The 15,405-nt window shown below is 68.9% G+C and carries 12 protein-coding genes; 10 read left to right on the forward strand and 2 right to left on the reverse strand.

Annotation, left to right across the window (positions count from 1 at the left end):
- The 9 genes from ACIPRI_RS26515 to ACIPRI_RS26555 form a co-directional block, all read left to right on the forward strand.
- Positions 1-4,759, forward strand: a 4,759-nt coding sequence (locus ACIPRI_RS26515; protein WP_446624501.1) for a beta strand repeat-containing protein, incomplete at its 5' end; no start/stop codon positions are given.
- A 93-nt stretch (positions 4,760-4,852) separates the two neighbouring features.
- On the forward strand, positions 4,853-5,662 hold the full coding sequence (gene yaaA, locus ACIPRI_RS26520) for a peroxide stress protein YaaA (protein ID WP_446624502.1): 810 nt from the start codon (positions 4,853-4,855) through the stop codon (positions 5,660-5,662).
- Complete coding sequence (locus ACIPRI_RS26525) at positions 5,659-6,528, forward strand: 2OG-Fe(II) oxygenase (protein ID WP_446624503.1); 870 nt, start codon at positions 5,659-5,661, stop codon at positions 6,526-6,528. The genes yaaA and ACIPRI_RS26525 overlap by 4 nt, the downstream gene beginning before the upstream one ends.
- Positions 6,529-7,443 carry an alpha/beta fold hydrolase gene (locus tag ACIPRI_RS26530; protein ID WP_446624504.1) on the forward strand — a complete coding sequence of 305 codons (915 nt, stop codon included), beginning with the start codon at positions 6,529-6,531 and terminating at the stop codon, positions 7,441-7,443.
- A complete protein-coding gene (gene queF / locus ACIPRI_RS26535; RefSeq protein WP_446624505.1) occupies positions 7,440-8,297 on the forward strand; it encodes an NADPH-dependent 7-cyano-7-deazaguanine reductase QueF in 858 nt (285 codons plus the stop codon). Before ACIPRI_RS26530 ends, queF begins: the two co-directional genes overlap by 4 nt.
- Positions 8,298-8,349: 52 nt before the next feature.
- Positions 8,350-9,051 carry a hypothetical protein gene (locus ACIPRI_RS26540; RefSeq protein ID WP_446624506.1) on the forward strand — a complete coding sequence of 234 codons (702 nt, stop codon included), beginning with the start codon at positions 8,350-8,352 and terminating at the stop codon, positions 9,049-9,051.
- Between the two features lie 19 nt (positions 9,052-9,070).
- Complete coding sequence (locus tag ACIPRI_RS26545) at positions 9,071-11,089, forward strand: S8 family serine peptidase (protein WP_446624507.1); 2,019 nt, start codon at positions 9,071-9,073, stop codon at positions 11,087-11,089.
- 83 nt (positions 11,090-11,172) lie between these two features.
- Positions 11,173-11,424, forward strand: a complete 252-nt coding sequence (locus ACIPRI_RS26550) for a hypothetical protein (protein ID WP_446624508.1) — start codon at positions 11,173-11,175, stop codon at positions 11,422-11,424.
- Between the two features lie 65 nt (positions 11,425-11,489).
- Positions 11,490-12,572: a purine-nucleoside phosphorylase gene (locus tag ACIPRI_RS26555; protein WP_446624509.1), complete on the forward strand. Its 1,083-nt coding sequence runs from the start codon at positions 11,490-11,492 to the stop codon at positions 12,570-12,572.
- A gap of 137 nt (positions 12,573-12,709) precedes the next feature.
- Here ACIPRI_RS26555 and ACIPRI_RS26560 read toward each other — a convergent pair whose 3' ends face one another.
- Together ACIPRI_RS26560 and ACIPRI_RS26565 are read right to left on the reverse strand one after the other, a co-directional pair.
- The gene (locus ACIPRI_RS26560; RefSeq protein ID WP_446624510.1) at positions 12,710-13,396 is read right to left on the reverse strand and encodes a TIGR02117 family protein; all 687 of its coding nucleotides are present in this window, start codon (positions 13,394-13,396) and stop codon (positions 12,710-12,712) included.
- Between the two features lie 18 nt (positions 13,397-13,414).
- Complete coding sequence (locus ACIPRI_RS26565; protein ID WP_446624512.1) at positions 13,415-14,626, reverse strand: Y-family DNA polymerase; 1,212 nt, start codon at positions 14,624-14,626, stop codon at positions 13,415-13,417.
- A gap of 147 nt (positions 14,627-14,773) precedes the next feature.
- On the opposite strand from ACIPRI_RS26565, the gene ACIPRI_RS26570 reads away from it, so the two are divergent.
- Complete coding sequence (locus tag ACIPRI_RS26570; protein ID WP_446622788.1) at positions 14,774-15,334, forward strand: putative glycolipid-binding domain-containing protein; 561 nt, start codon at positions 14,774-14,776, stop codon at positions 15,332-15,334.
- Positions 15,335-15,405 lie beyond the last annotated feature (71 nt).

Below are 15,405 nucleotides of genomic sequence, written 5' to 3' on the forward strand. Positions count from 1 at the left end.
CGCGGCCGAGACGCAGGAGGACACCGACTTCAGCGGTCGGGTGGCCGCCACCGACGCCGATGGCGACACCCTGAGCTACGCGGTGACCACGCAGCCGACCCATGGGACGGTGACGATCGATGCGGCCACGGGGGCCTACACCTACACGCCGACCCCTGACTTCAACGGCAGCGACAGCTTCGTGGTGACGATCGCCGACGGCAACGGCGGCACGGCGCAGACGACGGTCACCATGACGGTGGCGGCGGTGGCCGACATCGCGCCCGACACCGTGACGACCGTCGAGGACACGCGGGTCAACATTGCGGTGCTCGGCAACGACAGCTTCGAGAACAGCGGGCGCACCATCGCCATGATCAACGGCACAGCCGTGACGGTGGGCACGCCAATCGCAGTGTCCAACGGCACGGTCACGCTGCAGTCGAACGGAACACTGGACTTCCAGCCGGCGGCCAACTTCAACGGTGCCACCAGCTTCAGCTACACAGTGAGCTCGGGCGGTGTCACTGAAACGGCAAGCGTGACGGTGAATGTCACGGCGAACAACGACACCCCCGTGCCATTGGGGCCGATTCCGCCCACGCCGGGCCAGACCTTCGATCCGGCCACGCGCAACTATGCGGCCGAGACGCAGGAGGACACCGACTTCAGCGGCCGGGTGGCGGCCACCGATGCCGATGGCGACACCCTGAGCTACGCGGTGACCACGCAGCCAAGCCATGGCACGGTGACGATCGACGCGGCCACGGGGGCCTACACCTACACGCCGACGGCGGACTTCAACGGTTTCGACAGCTTCGTGGTGACGATTTCCGACGGCAACGGCGGCACGGCGCAGACGACGGTCACCATGACGGTGGCGGCGGTGGCCGACATCGCGGCGGACACGGTGACGACCACCGAGGACATGCCGATCAACATCGCCGTGCTGGGCAACGACACGTTCGAGAACGGCGGCCGTTCGGTGACGGCGATCAACGGGGCGGCCGTGACGGTGGACACGCCGGTGGCGGTGTCCAACGGCATGGTGACGCTGCTGTCGAACGGCACATTGGACTTCCAGCCAACAGCCAACTTCAACGGCGCCGCCAGCTTCAGCTACACGGTGACTTCGGGCGGCGTGACCGAGACGGCGAGCGTGACGGTGAATGTCACGGCGAACAACGACACCCCCGTGCCATTGGAGCCGATTCCGCCCACGCCGGGCCAGACCTTCAACCCGGCCACGGGCAACTATGCGGCGCAGACGCAAGAGGACACGGCCTTCAGCGGCCGGGTGGCGGCCACCGACGCGGACGGTGACACCTTGAGCTACGCGGTGACGACGCAGCCAAGCCATGGCACGGTGACCATCGACGCAGCCACCGGCGCCTACACCTATACACCGACGGCGGACTTCAACGGCGTCGACAGCTTCGTGGTGACTGTTAGTGATGGCCATGGCGGCACGGTGCCGGCGACGGTCACCATGACGGTGGCGGCGGCGACTGACATCGCGCCCGACACCGTGACGACCACCGAGGACACGCTGGTCAACATCGCCGTGCTGGGCAACGACATGTTCGAGAACAGCGGCCGTTCGGTGACGGCGATCAACGGCACCGCCGTGACGGTGGGCACGCCCATCGCAGTGTCCAACGGCATGGTCACCCTCAAGACCGATGGCACGCTGGACTTCACGCCAACGGCCAACTTCAACGGCGCCACCAGCTTCAGCTACACGGTGAGCTCGGGCGGCGTGACGGAGACGGCGAGCGTGGCGGTGACCGTCACAGGGGACAACTACACGCCGGTTCCTTTGGAGCCGATTCCGCCCACACCCGGCCAGACCTTCGATCCGTCGACGCGCAACTATGCCGCCGAGACGCTGGAGGACACGGCCTTCAACGGACGGGTGGCGGCGACGGACGCCGATGGCGACACGCTGAGCTACGCGGTGACGACGCGGCCAAGCAATGGCACGGTGACGATCGATGCAGCCACCGGTGCCTACACCTATACGCCGACGGCGGACTTCAACGGCAGCGACAGCTTCGTGGTGACGATCGCCGACGGCAAGGGCGGCACGGCGCAGACGACGGTCACCATGACGGTGGCGGCGGTGGCCGACGCGACCATCGATTCGATCAGCACGACCGAGGACAGGGCGGTCACGGTGAACGTGCTAACCGGCACCAACGGGGCCAGCGCGGACAACTTCGAGGATGGGGCGCGCGCGGTGACGGCGGTGACGCAGGGCGCGCACGGCAGCGTGAGCTTCAACGCGGATGGCACGGTGGTCTACACCCCCAACGCCAACTACAACGGCCCGGACAGCTTCAGCTACACGGTGACTTCGGGGGGTGTGACTGAAACGGCGACGGTGACGGTAAATGTCACGACGGACAACGACACGCCGGTGCCGTCCGAGCCGATCCCGCCCACGCCGGGCCAGACCTTCGATCCGGCCACGGGCAACTATGCGGCCGAGACGCAGGAGGATGTGGCCTTCAGCGGCCGGGTGGCGGCCACCGACGCGGACGGCGACACGCTGAGCTACACGGTGAGCACGCAACCGGCGCGCGGCACGGTGACGATCGATGCGGCCACGGGTGCCTACACCTACACGCCCGCGGCCGACTACCACGGCGCCGACAGCTTCGTGGTCGCCATCAGCGACGGCCATGGCGGCATGGTGCAGTCGACGGTGAGCCTGACCGTCACCCCGGTGGCCGACATCGCGCCCGACACGGTGACGACGGTCGAAGACACGCGGGTCAACATCGCGATCAACGCCAACGACACGTTCGAGAATGCCGGCCACGCGGTGAGCGCGATCAACGGCACGGCGGTCACGGTAGGCGTGCCGATCGCGGTGTCTAACGGCATGGTCACGCTCCAAGCCGATGGCACGCTCGACTTCCAGCCAGCGGCCAACTTCAACGGCGCCACCAGCTTCAGCTACACGGTGACTTCGGGTGGCACGAGCGAGACGGCGACGGTCAACGTCACGGTGACGGCACAGAACGACGTGCCGGTGCCGATCGATCCGGGCAACCCGCAATACCCCGCGCAGAACTTCGATCCGGATTCGGGCGACTACAGCCTCGTCACACCCGAGGACACCCCGGTGTCCGGCCAGGTGGTGGCCACCGACGCGGACGGCGACACGCTGATCTACGTGGTGGTCACGCCGCCGGCGCACGGCACGCTGGCGTTCGATTCGGCGACTGGCGAGTACAGCTATACGCCCAACCAGGACTTCAACGGGAAGGACAGCTTCGTCGTGGCGATCGACGATGGCAAGGGTGGCACGACCGAGACCACGGTGAACATCGAGGTGACGCCGGTCAACGACCCACCGCTGCCGGCCGACCCGCAGTCCCCGTCGCAGAACTTCGATCCAGCCACGGGCGACTACAGCCTCGTCACGCCGGAAGACGTTCCGGTGGACGGCAAGATCGTTGCCATAGACCCCGACGGCGACCCGTTGACCTACACGGCCGGCATCCCGCCGGCCAACGGCACGATGGTGGTCCACCCGGACGGCACCTACACCTACACGCCGGCCAGGGATTTCAACGGCGAGGACAGCTTCACCGTCGTGATCGACGACGGCAAGGGCGGGACCACCACGACCACGGTGAACGTGACGGTCACGCCGGTGCAGGACGTGCCTGTCGTGGTCGACCCCAAGGTGCCTGGCCAGAACTTCGATCCCATCACCGACACCTCGACCCTCACGACGCCGCAGGACACCCCGATCGACGGCCGCGTGGTGGTCGAGGATCCGGACGGCGACATGCTCACCTACGAGACCGTCACGCCGCCGGCGCACGGTACCGTGGTGGTCAAGCCGGACGGCAGCTTCACCTATACGCCGAACCCGGGCTTCAACGGCGACGACAGCTTTGTCGTCATGGTGGACGACGGCCATGGCAACAGGGTGCCGGCGGTCGTCGACGTCAAGGTGGTGCCGACCGCTGCCCGCGACGACTACCCCTTCGTGTTCCTGCCGGAAGGCGGCAATGGCGAAGCAGGCGAGCGCAGCAACGGCGCCGCGCACACCGAGGTCGAGCCCGCCGTGCTGGGCGACGCGGTCGACCGCATCGATTCGCTGGCTTCCGTGCCCGCGCTGCGGGCCGGCGGTGCGGTGCTGCAGGCGGTCAACGGGGTCCGTTCGCTCGACGGCACGGCCTCGCTGGATGTCGGCGGCGCGGTGCTGACGGCGGTCAACGGCGTCGATTCGCTCAAGAGCATCGACGCGCCGGCCGAGCAACGCGACGATCTGCAGCGCACGCTCGGCGGGTCAGCCGGCGACGGCGCCGTGCAACCGACCATGATCAGCTCGCTGCACCTGGAAGGCGGCGGCCTGGCGCTGAATCTGGTGGCCGGCGGACCCCAGGTCTGGATCGACGTGACAGGCCGGGGCGACGTGCGGGCCATCCAGGCCTTTGGCCCGGAAGGCTCCGCGCTGCCGGACTGGGTGCGGGTCGACAGCCGCGGCCACATCAGCATCGACCGGCCGGCCGACGTCGAGCGCCTGCGCATGCGCCTGGAGGTGCAGCGCGAGCGCGGTGCCGGCAGCAGCCATCTGATCGAGATCGACTTCAACTCGGGCCAGATGCGCGTGCTGAAAGACGCAGGCGAGGGCGCCGCCAAGCCTGCCCGCGGCCAGTCATCCGGCACCCGCGCGGCGCCCGACTTCGCCACCCAGCTGGCACGTGCCGCCGACCGCCGCGACCCGATGGACGCCGCGCTGCTGGAACTGCTGAGCTGATCGCGCGGCCGGCTGCCATGCCGCCGGGGTGCCTTGCGCCCCGGCGGTCTTGCGTTGACGCTGCCGGGGAAGGGGCATCGCGATAATCCGCCGATGCTTTTCCTGCTGTCTCCCGCCAAATCGCTCGACTACGACACCCCCCTGCCCGGGGACTTGCCCGCCACGATTCCGCATTTCGAGAGTCCGCGCGGCCCGTCCAAGGAGCTCATCCGCATCCTGCGGCAGCAATCGCCGCATGCGATCGCCGATCTGATGCAGCTGTCCGACAAGTTGTCCGCCCTCAACGTGGCCCGCTACGCGGCCTGGCGCGCGCGCAGCACCGCCGACAACGCGAGGCCGGCCGCCTTCGCCTTCGATGGCGACGTCTACGGCGGCTTCGACGCCCGCTCGCTGGCGCGCGGCGACCTGGACTGGGCGCAGGCGCACGTCGTGATCCTCAGCGGGCTGTACGGCGTGCTGCGCCCGCTCGACCGGCTGCAGCCCTACCGCCTGGAAATGGGCACGCAGCTTGCCAACGGCCACGGCAAGGACCTGTACGCCTTCTGGGGCAGCCGCATTTCCGACTACCTCAACCAGCGCGCCATGGCCGACCGCACGCCGGTGGTGATCAACCTGGCCTCGCAGGAGTACTTCCGCGCGGTGGATCGAAAGGCGCTCAAGGCCCGCGTGGTCGAATGCGTGTTCGAGGAATGGAAAGCACAGCCGGGCAAGGCCGGCGCCGGCCAGTACAAGGTGATCAGCTTCTTCGCCAAGCGCGCGCGCGGCCTGATGGCGCGCTGGGCGGTGCTTCACCAGGCCGCCACGCCGAAGGCGCTGGAGCGTTTCGACCTCGAGGGCTATGCTTTCGATGGGGTCGCCTCCCGGCCCGATCGCATGGTGTTTCGCAGGAAAAGTCCATCATGAACTTGCAGCAAGCGTCTTCTACGAACCAGCCCATCAGCGACGAGTTGCGCCGCTGGGTCACCGAACAGCTGGCCGCCGGCCACACCACCAGCGCCCTGCGCAATTCGATGCGCGAGGCCGGATGGATGCAGGACGCCATCGACGCGGCCCTCGGTGCGGAGGCCCCGGCGCCCGCCCAGGCGCCGGCGCAGGCGCCGGTGGTGCCGCGCAGCGCCATGCCGGGCCCGGCGCTGGACGGCGCCCCCCTGTACCTGGACGCGGGCGACCGGCAGGTGCAGGTGCTGCTCACCATGGGTCATCCGCGCGTGGTGGTGTTCGGCGACCTGCTTTCACAGGAAGAATGCGAAGGCCTGATCGCCGCCGCCCGCGAGCGCCTGGCCCGCTCGCTGACAGTGGAGACCAAGACCGGCGGCGAAGCGGTCAATGTCGACCGCACCAGCGACGGCATGTTCTTCACGCGCGGTGAAAGCCCGCTGGTGCAGCGCATCGAGGCGCGCATTGCCCGCCTGCTGAACTGGCCGGTGGAATTCGGCGAAGGCCTGCAGGTCCTGCGCTACGCACCGGGCGCCCAATACCGGCCCCACTACGACTATTTCGACCCGGCCGAGCCCGGCACCGCCACCATCCTCCGCCGCGGCGGCCAGCGCCTGGCCACGCTGGTGATCTACCTGCAGGAGCCGGCGCAGGGCGGCGCCACCACCTTCCCCGACGTCGGCCTGGAAGTGGCCCCGCGCCGAGGCACCGGCGTCTTCTTCAGCTACGACCGGCCCGACCCCGCCACGCGCACCCTGCACGGCGGCGCGCCGGTGCTGGCAGGCGAGAAATGGGTGGCCACCAAGTGGCTGCGCGAAAGGGAGTTTGTCTAGATGAAGTTCAAGGCCAACGGCATCGATATCGAGGTGGAAGACACCGGCGCCGACGGCAGCCAGAACGACCGGCCGGTGGTGCTGCTCATCATGGGCCTGGGCATGCAGCTCATCGCCTGGCCGCAGGACTTCGTGCAGCCGCTGGTGGACGCGGGCTACCGGGTGATCCGCCACGACAACCGCGACATCGGCCTGTCAGACGGCTTCGACCACGCACCGCGCCACAACTTCCTGTGGCAGACGGTGCGCGCGCGCGTCGGCCTGGCCGTGCGCTCGCCCTACAGCCTGCAGGACATGGCCCACGATTCGCTGGGCGTGCTCGACGCGCTGGGCATCCACAGGGCCCATGTGGTGGGCGCCTCCATGGGCGGCATGATTGCGCAGCGCGTCGCTTCCAGTGCGCCTGCGCGGATCCTTTCGCTCACCAGCATCATGAGCTCCAGCGGCGCGCGCGGCCTGCCGGGACCCGACCCCAAGATTGCCGCCGCACTGCTGCGTCCGCCGCCCGCGCGCGACGAGGAATCGCTGGTGGCCTTCAGCCTGGGCTTCATCCGCCTGATCGGCAGCCCGGCCTTTCCCAACGACGAGGCGCTGCTGCGCGAACGCCTGACGCTCAGCCTGCGCCGCGGCTATCGGCCGGCTGGCCTGTTTCGCCAGATGCTGGCCATCGGCGCCGACACTGGCCGCCGTCTCGACGAGCTGGGCCGCATTGCTTGCCCCACCCTGGTGCTGCACGGCGAGGCGGATCGCCTGGTGCCGATCGAGGCCGGGCGCGACACTGCCCGGCGCATTGCCGGCGCGCGCTTCGTTGCCATCCCGGGCATGGGCCACGACCTGCCGCCCGGGGTCAACCAGGTGCTGCTGGCGCACATCATTCCCTTCCTGAACTCCGCACCCAAGGACACTGCTTCATGAGCAACCCGAACACCCCGGAGCAGTCGCAGCTGGGCCGCGCCTCGGCCTACGTCGACCAGTACGACCCCAGCCAGTTGTTCCCCATCGCCCGCGCCACGCAGCGCGAGGCCATGGGCATCCGGGAAGGTGCCTTGCCCTTCTTCGGTGCCGACCTCTGGACCGCCTTCGAACTGAGCTGGCTCAATGCGCGCGGCAAGCCGCAGCTGGCGATTGCGCACTTCACCATTCCCTGCGAGTCGCCCAACATCATCGAGAGCAAGAGCTTCAAGCTCTATCTCAACAGTTTCAACAGCAGCGTGTTTGCCGACGCGGCCGCCGTGCGCGACCGCCTGGCCGACGACCTGAGCGAAGCGGTGTGGCGCGGCAGCGAGCGCAGTGGACGCGTCGGCGTCAAGCTGCTGTTGCCCGAGCTGTTCGACCGCGAGCCGGTGCATGAGCTGGACGGCGTCGACCTGGACCGGCTGGACTTGGAATGCACGCACTATCAGCCGGCGCCCGAGCTGCTCGGTGCCAACTTCGGCGAGCAGCCTGTCACCGAGACGCTGACCAGCCGCCTGCTCAAGAGCAACTGCCTGGTCACCGGCCAGCCCGACTGGGGCAGCGTGCAGATTCGCTACAGCGGCCCGCAGATCGACCAGGCCGGCCTCTTGGGCTACATCGTGAGCTTTCGCCAGCACAACGAATTCCACGAGCCTTGCGCCGAGCGCATCTTCACCGACATCTGGCAGCGCTGCCGGCCCACCAAGCTGGCCGTGTACTGCCGCTACACCCGGCGCGGTGGGCTGGACATCAACCCCTTCCGCACCAGTTGGCCGCAGGCGCTGCCACCCAACGTACGGATGGCGAGACAGTAGCCGTCGGCCTGCTCCTACAAGCGAGCGGCGCGGCCGGGCCGATACTGCTCGGATGATGAAGGCATCGCCCGCCGCCCGCAGCTGGATCGCGGCCGGTGTGCGGCATGAATTGCTCACCCGCGTGCTGCCGGCCCTGCGCCATGACATGGTCGGGCCAGTGTCGGTGATGCGCATGGGCATGCTGATGCTCAAGCGCCAGGTCGAGTCGCCCAGCATCGATTCGCAAGCCTGTACCGAACGGGTGGCGCTGATCGACGACCAGATCGGCCAGCTGATTGCCGGCGTGCGCTCGCTGCGCAACTGGGAGCTGGCCACCACCGACGAAGGCACGACCCGCAGCGCCCTGGTGCAGCAATGCGTGGCGTTGCTCCGGCCGGCCTTCAGCATGCACGGGGTGCAACTGGAGATCGCGCCCTCGCTGCAACCCAGAGAGGGCGAGCCCCGCTGGCCGCGCGCCGCCGCGCTGCGCTACCTGCTGCTGTGCGGCCTGAGCTACCTGCATGACGCGGGCGCGCCCAGCGGCATCATCACCCTGGCGGCCGATGACGAAGACGCCTTGACCCTGCGCATGCGCATGCGCGCGGATGCAGACGGGGCCGAAGAGGAATACATGCCCGAAGGCGCCGCGGCGCACCGCGCCCCGCGCCGGCTGGCCATCGACGCGGTCGCGCTGCAGAGCCTGGCGGACGATCTGGGCTACGAGGTCACGGTTGCCGACGACGGCACGGTGCGCTTCTCGCTTGCGGCGAGCTGAGACGCACGACGCCCCCGACATGGCGACCACAGGCAAGAAGCGCAGCAGCAGTACCGAATCGATCCGGCTCGAGTCGCGCGGGCAGATCAAATTGCGCGGCGTCTGGGTGGACCTTCCACCCGACATGGCCGCCGTCATGCTGGGCGCCGCCGAGCCCGCCGCAGCCGAGCCGCCGCCGTTCCCAACGCCGGCCATCGCGGCCGCCATGGCCGGCTCGCCGGCAGCGCTGTGCACCCGCCTGGCGCCGGTGTCGCCCTTTGCCCTGCACGAATTGCAGCGGCTGCCGATGGACGTGGAAACCTCGATGGACCCGCGCCTGCAGCTGGCCGTGGTGAACCGCCGCGCCGGCAAGCCCAGCATGCCGGTGGCCTCCAGCGATGGCGAGTCGGTGCCGGTGGTGGCGCGCGTCACCAGCCTTGCCGCCTGGGCCGACATTGCCGACGTCGATCCCGGCGCGGAAATCGGCAGCACGCCCGACGGCACGGTCATCGTCACCGGCCGCATCCCCATCCGCAAGGCCGAGGCCATCCACCAGCATCCCCAGGTGCTCAGCATGAAGGCCTCGCAGCCGGTGCGCCCGCTGCTGCAGGACACGCTGAAATCCATGGGCGTGGAGCCTGGCGGCGCGGCCGTTGCCGGCGCCGGCGGCGGGGCCGGCGTGGTGGTCGGCATCGTGGACATCGGCGGCGATTTCGCGCATCACAACTTCCTGCGCCCCGATGGCGGCACGCGCCTCGTCGCGCTGTGGCAGCAGGGCGCGCCGGCGCGCGCCGACAGTCCCTACGGCTATGGCCGCCTGTTCGGGCGCAAGGCGCTCGACGAAGCCCTGAAGCGATCCGACCCCTACCGGGCGCTGGGCTACGACCCCGGGCGTGGAAGCCCCGGCAGCCCGGGCTCGCACGGCACGCACGTGATGGACATCGCCGCCGGCAATGGCCGCGGCTCGGGCCAGCCGGGCGTCGCGCCCCAAGCCGATTTGATCTTCGTGGAGGTGTCGGCGCGCGATGTCGACTGGTCCGGCCCGCGCTCGGTGTTCAACTCCTTCGGCGACTCGGTGCAGATGCTGGAAGCGGTGAAGTTCATCTTCGACACGGCGGGCGATCGGCCTTGCGTGGTCAATCTCAGCCTGGGCACCAACGGCGGGCCGCACGACGGCAGCTCGCTGGTGGAGCAGGGCTTCGATGCGCTGCTTTCGCAAAAGCCCAACCGCGCCATCGTGCTGGCCGCCGGCAATGCGCAGGAAGACGGCGTGCACACCATGGGCGTGGTGCCGGCTGGCGGGCAACTCGACGTGCGCTGGACCACCACAGCCGGTGGGGGTGGCGAGTTCGAGCTTTGGTACGGCGGCGGCCAGCGCCTGCGTGCCGAACTGCTGGGCCCCAACGACGAGGTGCTGGCCAGCGTCGCGCCGGGCGAGAACTTCCCCCTGGGCGCCGGCAATGGCGAGATCGCCGCCTTTCTGGCCAGCCGCATCAACGACCCCAACAACAAGGACAACGTGATCGGCATCTGGCTGGCGCCCAACTGGCCCGACGGCGAAGTGACGGTGCGGCTGCATGCGCTGGTCCCGCAGGAAGTTCCCTTTCATGCCTGGATCGAGCGCATGGACGAGGGCCAGGCGCAGTTCGATACGCCGGTCGCCTCGCATCTGCTGGGCTCGCTGTCCACCGGCAAGCACACGGTGGTGGTCGGTGCCTACGATGCGCGCAAGAGCGGCGAGCCGGCCGCCAGCTTCTCCAGCGCCGGGCCGACACGCGACGGCCGGCCCAAGCCTGAAGTGGCGGCGCCGGGCATGCAGGTGATGGCGGCGCGCTCGCGCACGCAGGGCGGTGTGACGAAGAAGTCCGGCACCAGCATGGCCGCGCCGGCCGTCACCGGCCTCATCGCGCTGATGCTGGCCAAGGCGCACAAGAAGGGCGAGCGCCTGTCCATCGCCGACATCCGTGCCAAGCTGCAGGACACGGCGCGGGCCGACGGCGGCGCGCAGGGTTGGGACGCGCAGCTGGGCGAGGGGCGCGCCAGCGGCAAGGCGATCTGAAGGCGATTGGCTCGGTCACGCCAACCCCGCCGGCCGCGTGGAGACTGCAGCGCCGCGGCCCCCTTTGCATAATGGCTCTTCCCATGCCGATCGACCTGCGCACCCTGCACAAACTGGACTTTTCCGCCGCGCCCGCGCCAGTGGCTGGCGAGCGCGTGCTGGTGCTGGTCAGGCTGTGCGAGGGCGCGCAGCGGCCGGACTACCTCGCCGCGCGTGCCGAAATCTCGCACGACCTGTTCTCCGCCGAGATCCCGGTCGAGCAGTTGCAGCGGCTGGAAGAAGACCCGGCCGTCCAGTCGGTCGAGCTCTCGCGAAGGCTGCCGCCGATCGACTGAGCGCCGTTCAGGCGGCACGGGCACGGCGACAATCGGGGCCTTCCCCCCGACTTGCGGACGCCTCCATGACCCTCGATCTTTCTCGCGCGGCGCGCCGCGCATCGCTGTCCCTCGCCTTGGGCCTCGGCGCTGCTGCCATGTTGGCCGGCTGCGCCGCCCCCGGCGCGCCTGCTGCTGCCGCAGCCACCACCGGCCCACAGCGCGCCGCCCCGCCCGTCCAGGTCAAGGTATTCGTCGCCGCCATGTTCGAGATCGGACAAAACACGGGCGACCGCGCCGGCGAGTTCCAGCACTGGTACGAGCGCTACTGGAAGGGCGCCACGCCGTTCCAGGTGCCGGGCGCGCTGCAGCCGGTGTATTGCAACGCCGACGGCGTTTGCGGCGCGGTGCTGGGCATGGGCAAGGTCAATTCCTCGTCCTCGATGCAGGCCATCCTGCTGAACCCGGCCTTCGATTTTTCCAAGGCGTACTACGTGATCTCCGGCGTGGCCGGCACGCCGCCCTCGCGCGGCACGATTGGCGAGGTGAACTGGGCCACCTGGCTGGTGGACTACGACCTGGGCCACCGCTGGGCCCCCGAAGAAAACAAGGCGGGCGAGCCCACCTTCATGCCGCGCAAGGGCTACGAGGAATACCGCCGCTTCAAGCTCAATCCAGCACTCGTCAGCTGGGCCATGAAGTTGAGCGCCGACACCCCGCTCAAGGATTCCGAGAGCGCCCGCAAGTACCGCCTGCGCTACCCGCAGGCCGCTGCCCGCCGCGCGCCTTTTGTCGGCACCGGCACGCACATGACCGGCGACACCTTCTTCCACGGCCCGGGCATGTCGAACCAGGCGCAGTACATCGCCAAGCTGTATGGCGCCGACGACTACGTCATCACCGAGATGGAGGCGGCCGCCATCACGCTGGTGATCAAGCGCACCCATGGCACGGACCGCGTCATGAGCCTGCGCGGCGCCGTCAATTTCGACCAGGGCAATCCGCGCGAAAGCACGCTGCAGCACCTGGACCCGGCGCCCGGCGAAACCGCTGGCGGCTTTGCGGAGACGGTGGAGAACATCGCGCTGGTCGGCACGCGCGTGGTGGATCACATCACGACGAATTGGGTGCAGTGGCAGGCCGGGGTGCCTGCGTCGGGGGTGAAGTAGGCTGCTTTTGCGTTTGGGCGCTGGGGGGCGGCAAAGGCCGAGACGCCGGGCGCCTGATCGGCCGTTCTTCTCCGGGTTGTTCCACCGCAGCGCTTTCGCGCGGCAGGTGTTTGCCGCGCCACCCCGGGCACAACACATCAAGGCCGTCCCGGGTCCAGGTGCCAGGTCACGTTGAAGTCGAAGGGCGTCCAGCGGCTGACCGTCACGCCGGCCTGACGCAGAGCGTCACCAGTCCAGTTGTTGCAGGTACGAAAGAAGTGCGGGCTGCCGAGCGCTTGATAGAAGGCATCGTTGTCCGCGTAGTGCGCGCCGGGCACCGGAATGGCGCGGCCCTGGGGCATGCTGGCCAGGACGTAGGCGTGCAGCGCCTTGTATTGCGGCGCCGACAGCGGTAGCCGATGCGCGCGCTCGGCCAGGTCGCTGCGACGCAGGTAGGTCACGTGCAACAGGGCGCCGTTGCGGCCCAGTGCGGCGCGCAGGGCGCGCCCGGCCGTCAGGTCGCCCCAGGTCGGCGTGTACAGGTAGATGTCGTGGTCGCCCCAGCCGATGCCGATGTACTCGGCATCCGGCGGCGCCGCAACGACATGCGCCGGTGCAAAGGTCTGCGTCCAGTCCACGCCGTCTCCGCGCAGCGGGAATGCCAGGTCGGTGTGGATGCCGTTGCTCAGCACCCAGGCCGGCACCTGTGCCGGCGCCGCAGTCTTTTTGCTCGCTGGCGGATTGGCCGGCCAGGCCATCAACGCGCAAGCCACGCCGAAATAGAGCAGGGCCACCAGCACCGGCAGCAGCAGGATGATCAGCAGGGTGCGCCGCCAGGCGTGCATGGCAGCGCTCAACCGCTTTTAGAACAGCGAGCCGTTGACCGGCTCCGGCTCCTCGGCACGAAGACGGGTTGCGCGCGTTGCGCCGCCGGGCTGCGCCGCTGAGTTGGCTTGCGGGCTGTCGGCTTTCGCCAGCGAACCGACCCGCACGCCCAGCAGGCGCAGCGGCCGCTCCAGCGGCACGCGCTTCAGGCAATGGCCGGCGGTCTGGCGAATGGTCTTGCCGTCGGCGGTGAAAGTCGCCACGGTCTGGTCGCGCGTGGCGATCTTGAAGTCGTCATAACGCAGCTTGATGCCGATGGTCTTGCCCACGTAGCCTTTGCGCTGCAGGTCTTCGGCCAGCTTCTCGCACAGGTGGGTGAAGATGGCGCCCAGCTCGGCGCGGTCGCGCACCGCGTGCAGGTCGCGCTCGAAGGTGGTCTCGCGGCTCATCGAGACCGGTTCGCTCTCGGTCACCACCGGCCGGTTGTCACGGCCCCAGGCCACTTCGTGCATCCAGGCACCGGTCGACTTGCCGAAGTTGGCGACGAGCCAGTCGCGCTCGCGCGCCGCCAGTTCGCCGACGGTGTGGATGCCATGCTGCTGGAGCTTCTCGTCGGCCTTGGGCCCGATGCCGTTCACCTTGCGGCAGGGCAGGGGCCAGATGCGCGTCTGCAGGTCGGCCTCGTGCACCACCGAGATGCCGTTGGGCTTCTCGAACTCGCTGGCCATCTTGGCAATGAGCTTGTTGGGTGCCACGCCGATCGAGCAGGTCAGGCCGGTGGCCTGGAAGATGGATTTCTGGATGAGGCGCGCCAGCACCCGCCCGCCTTCGCGCTGGCCGCCGGGCACGTCGGTGAAGTCGATGTAGACCTCATCCACCCCGCGGTCTTCCATCAGCGGCGCGATCTCGCGGATGGTCTTTTTGAACAGGCGCGAATAGCGGCGCACCTCCTCGAAATCCACCGGCAGCAGGATCGCCTGCGGGCACAGCTTGGCCGCCTTCATCATGCCCATGGCCGAACCCACGCCGAAGGTGCGTGCCGGGTAGGTGGCGGTGGTGATGACGCCGCGCCCCACGTAGTCCTTCAGCCGCGGAAAAGCGTCGACCGGAATGTCGGCCAGGCTGCCGCCCTCGGGCACGTGGCGCCGGATGGCTTCGTCCACCTGGCGCCGGGCACCGCCGATCACCACCGGCAGGCCCTTGAGCTGCGGGTAGCGCAGCAGTTCCACGGAGGCAAAAAAGGCATCCATGTCGAGGTGAGCAATGCGGCGGATCGATGCGTTCACGGGCGTGATTTTGGCGTCTTTGCCCGATGTGCTGCCGGGGGCGCCGTTATCGCCCCCCGCCCGTCGACCTACTGGTGTCCGGCGCGCTTCGATGCCATCATTGGAGCCATCATGCAGACCATCGCCACGATCTTCTGGCGCCGGCTCGATGCGCCGGGGCACGACGCCTGCCGGCTTGAGCGGCACGGTGAATCCTGGCAGCTGGACGGCGCGGCCGTTTTCCAGCATTCGGACGGCCGGCCGGCGCGTCTGGACTACCGGGTGTTTTGCGACAAGGCCTGGCACACCAAGTGGGGCCGGGTGCGCGGCTGGATCGGCTCGGGCGCCGTGGATTTCGCCATTGCCCGCAATGGCCGCGGCGACTGGACGCTCAACGAAGAGGTGGTGCCCGAGCTGGCCCATTGCATCGACCTCGACCTGGGCTTCACCCCGGCCACCAACCTGGTGCAGCTGCGCCGCCTGAACCTCAAGAAGGGCGAGGTGGCCGAGGTGCCGGCCGCCTGGATCGATCTGGACGGCGATTCGCTCAGCGTCCTGGCCCAGCGCTACACCCGCAAGGGCGACGGCGAATACGCCTACGAGGCGCCGCGCTTCGAATACAAGGACACGCTCAAGGTCACGGCCGAGGGCTTCATCACCCGCTATCCGGGCTTGTGGGAAGCCGTCGGCTGATCAGCAAGGTCAGTGGGCGCGCCTGAAGTTGCCGGAGCGCTTTGCTCAAATACGGAAATGCCCGGAGGGCA

This window comes from Variovorax sp. LARHSF232 (assembly GCF_052871435.1).

What these genes read in the sequence shown, in the direction of transcription:
- yaaA (WP_446624502.1), top strand. Translation starts at nt 4,853, where the DNA reads ATGCTTTTCCTGCTGTCTCCCGCCAAATCGCTCGACTACGACACCCCC.
- ACIPRI_RS26525 (WP_446624503.1), top strand. Translation starts at nt 5,659, where the DNA reads ATGAACTTGCAGCAAGCGTCTTCTACGAACCAGCCCATCAGCGACGAG.
- ACIPRI_RS26530 (WP_446624504.1), top strand. Translation starts at nt 6,529, where the DNA reads ATGAAGTTCAAGGCCAACGGCATCGATATCGAGGTGGAAGACACCGGC.
- queF (WP_446624505.1), top strand. Translation starts at nt 7,440, where the DNA reads ATGAGCAACCCGAACACCCCGGAGCAGTCGCAGCTGGGCCGCGCCTCG.
- ACIPRI_RS26540 (WP_446624506.1), top strand. Translation starts at nt 8,350, where the DNA reads ATGATGAAGGCATCGCCCGCCGCCCGCAGCTGGATCGCGGCCGGTGTG.
- ACIPRI_RS26545 (WP_446624507.1), top strand. Translation starts at nt 9,071, where the DNA reads ATGGCGACCACAGGCAAGAAGCGCAGCAGCAGTACCGAATCGATCCGG.
- ACIPRI_RS26550 (WP_446624508.1), top strand. Translation starts at nt 11,173, where the DNA reads ATGCCGATCGACCTGCGCACCCTGCACAAACTGGACTTTTCCGCCGCG.
- ACIPRI_RS26555 (WP_446624509.1), top strand. Translation starts at nt 11,490, where the DNA reads ATGACCCTCGATCTTTCTCGCGCGGCGCGCCGCGCATCGCTGTCCCTC.
- ACIPRI_RS26560 (WP_446624510.1), bottom strand. Translation starts at nt 13,396, where the DNA reads ATGCACGCCTGGCGGCGCACCCTGCTGATCATCCTGCTGCTGCCGGTG.
- ACIPRI_RS26565 (WP_446624512.1), bottom strand. Translation starts at nt 14,626, where the DNA reads ATGGATGCCTTTTTTGCCTCCGTGGAACTGCTGCGCTACCCGCAGCTC.
- ACIPRI_RS26570 (WP_446622788.1), top strand. Translation starts at nt 14,774, where the DNA reads ATGCAGACCATCGCCACGATCTTCTGGCGCCGGCTCGATGCGCCGGGG.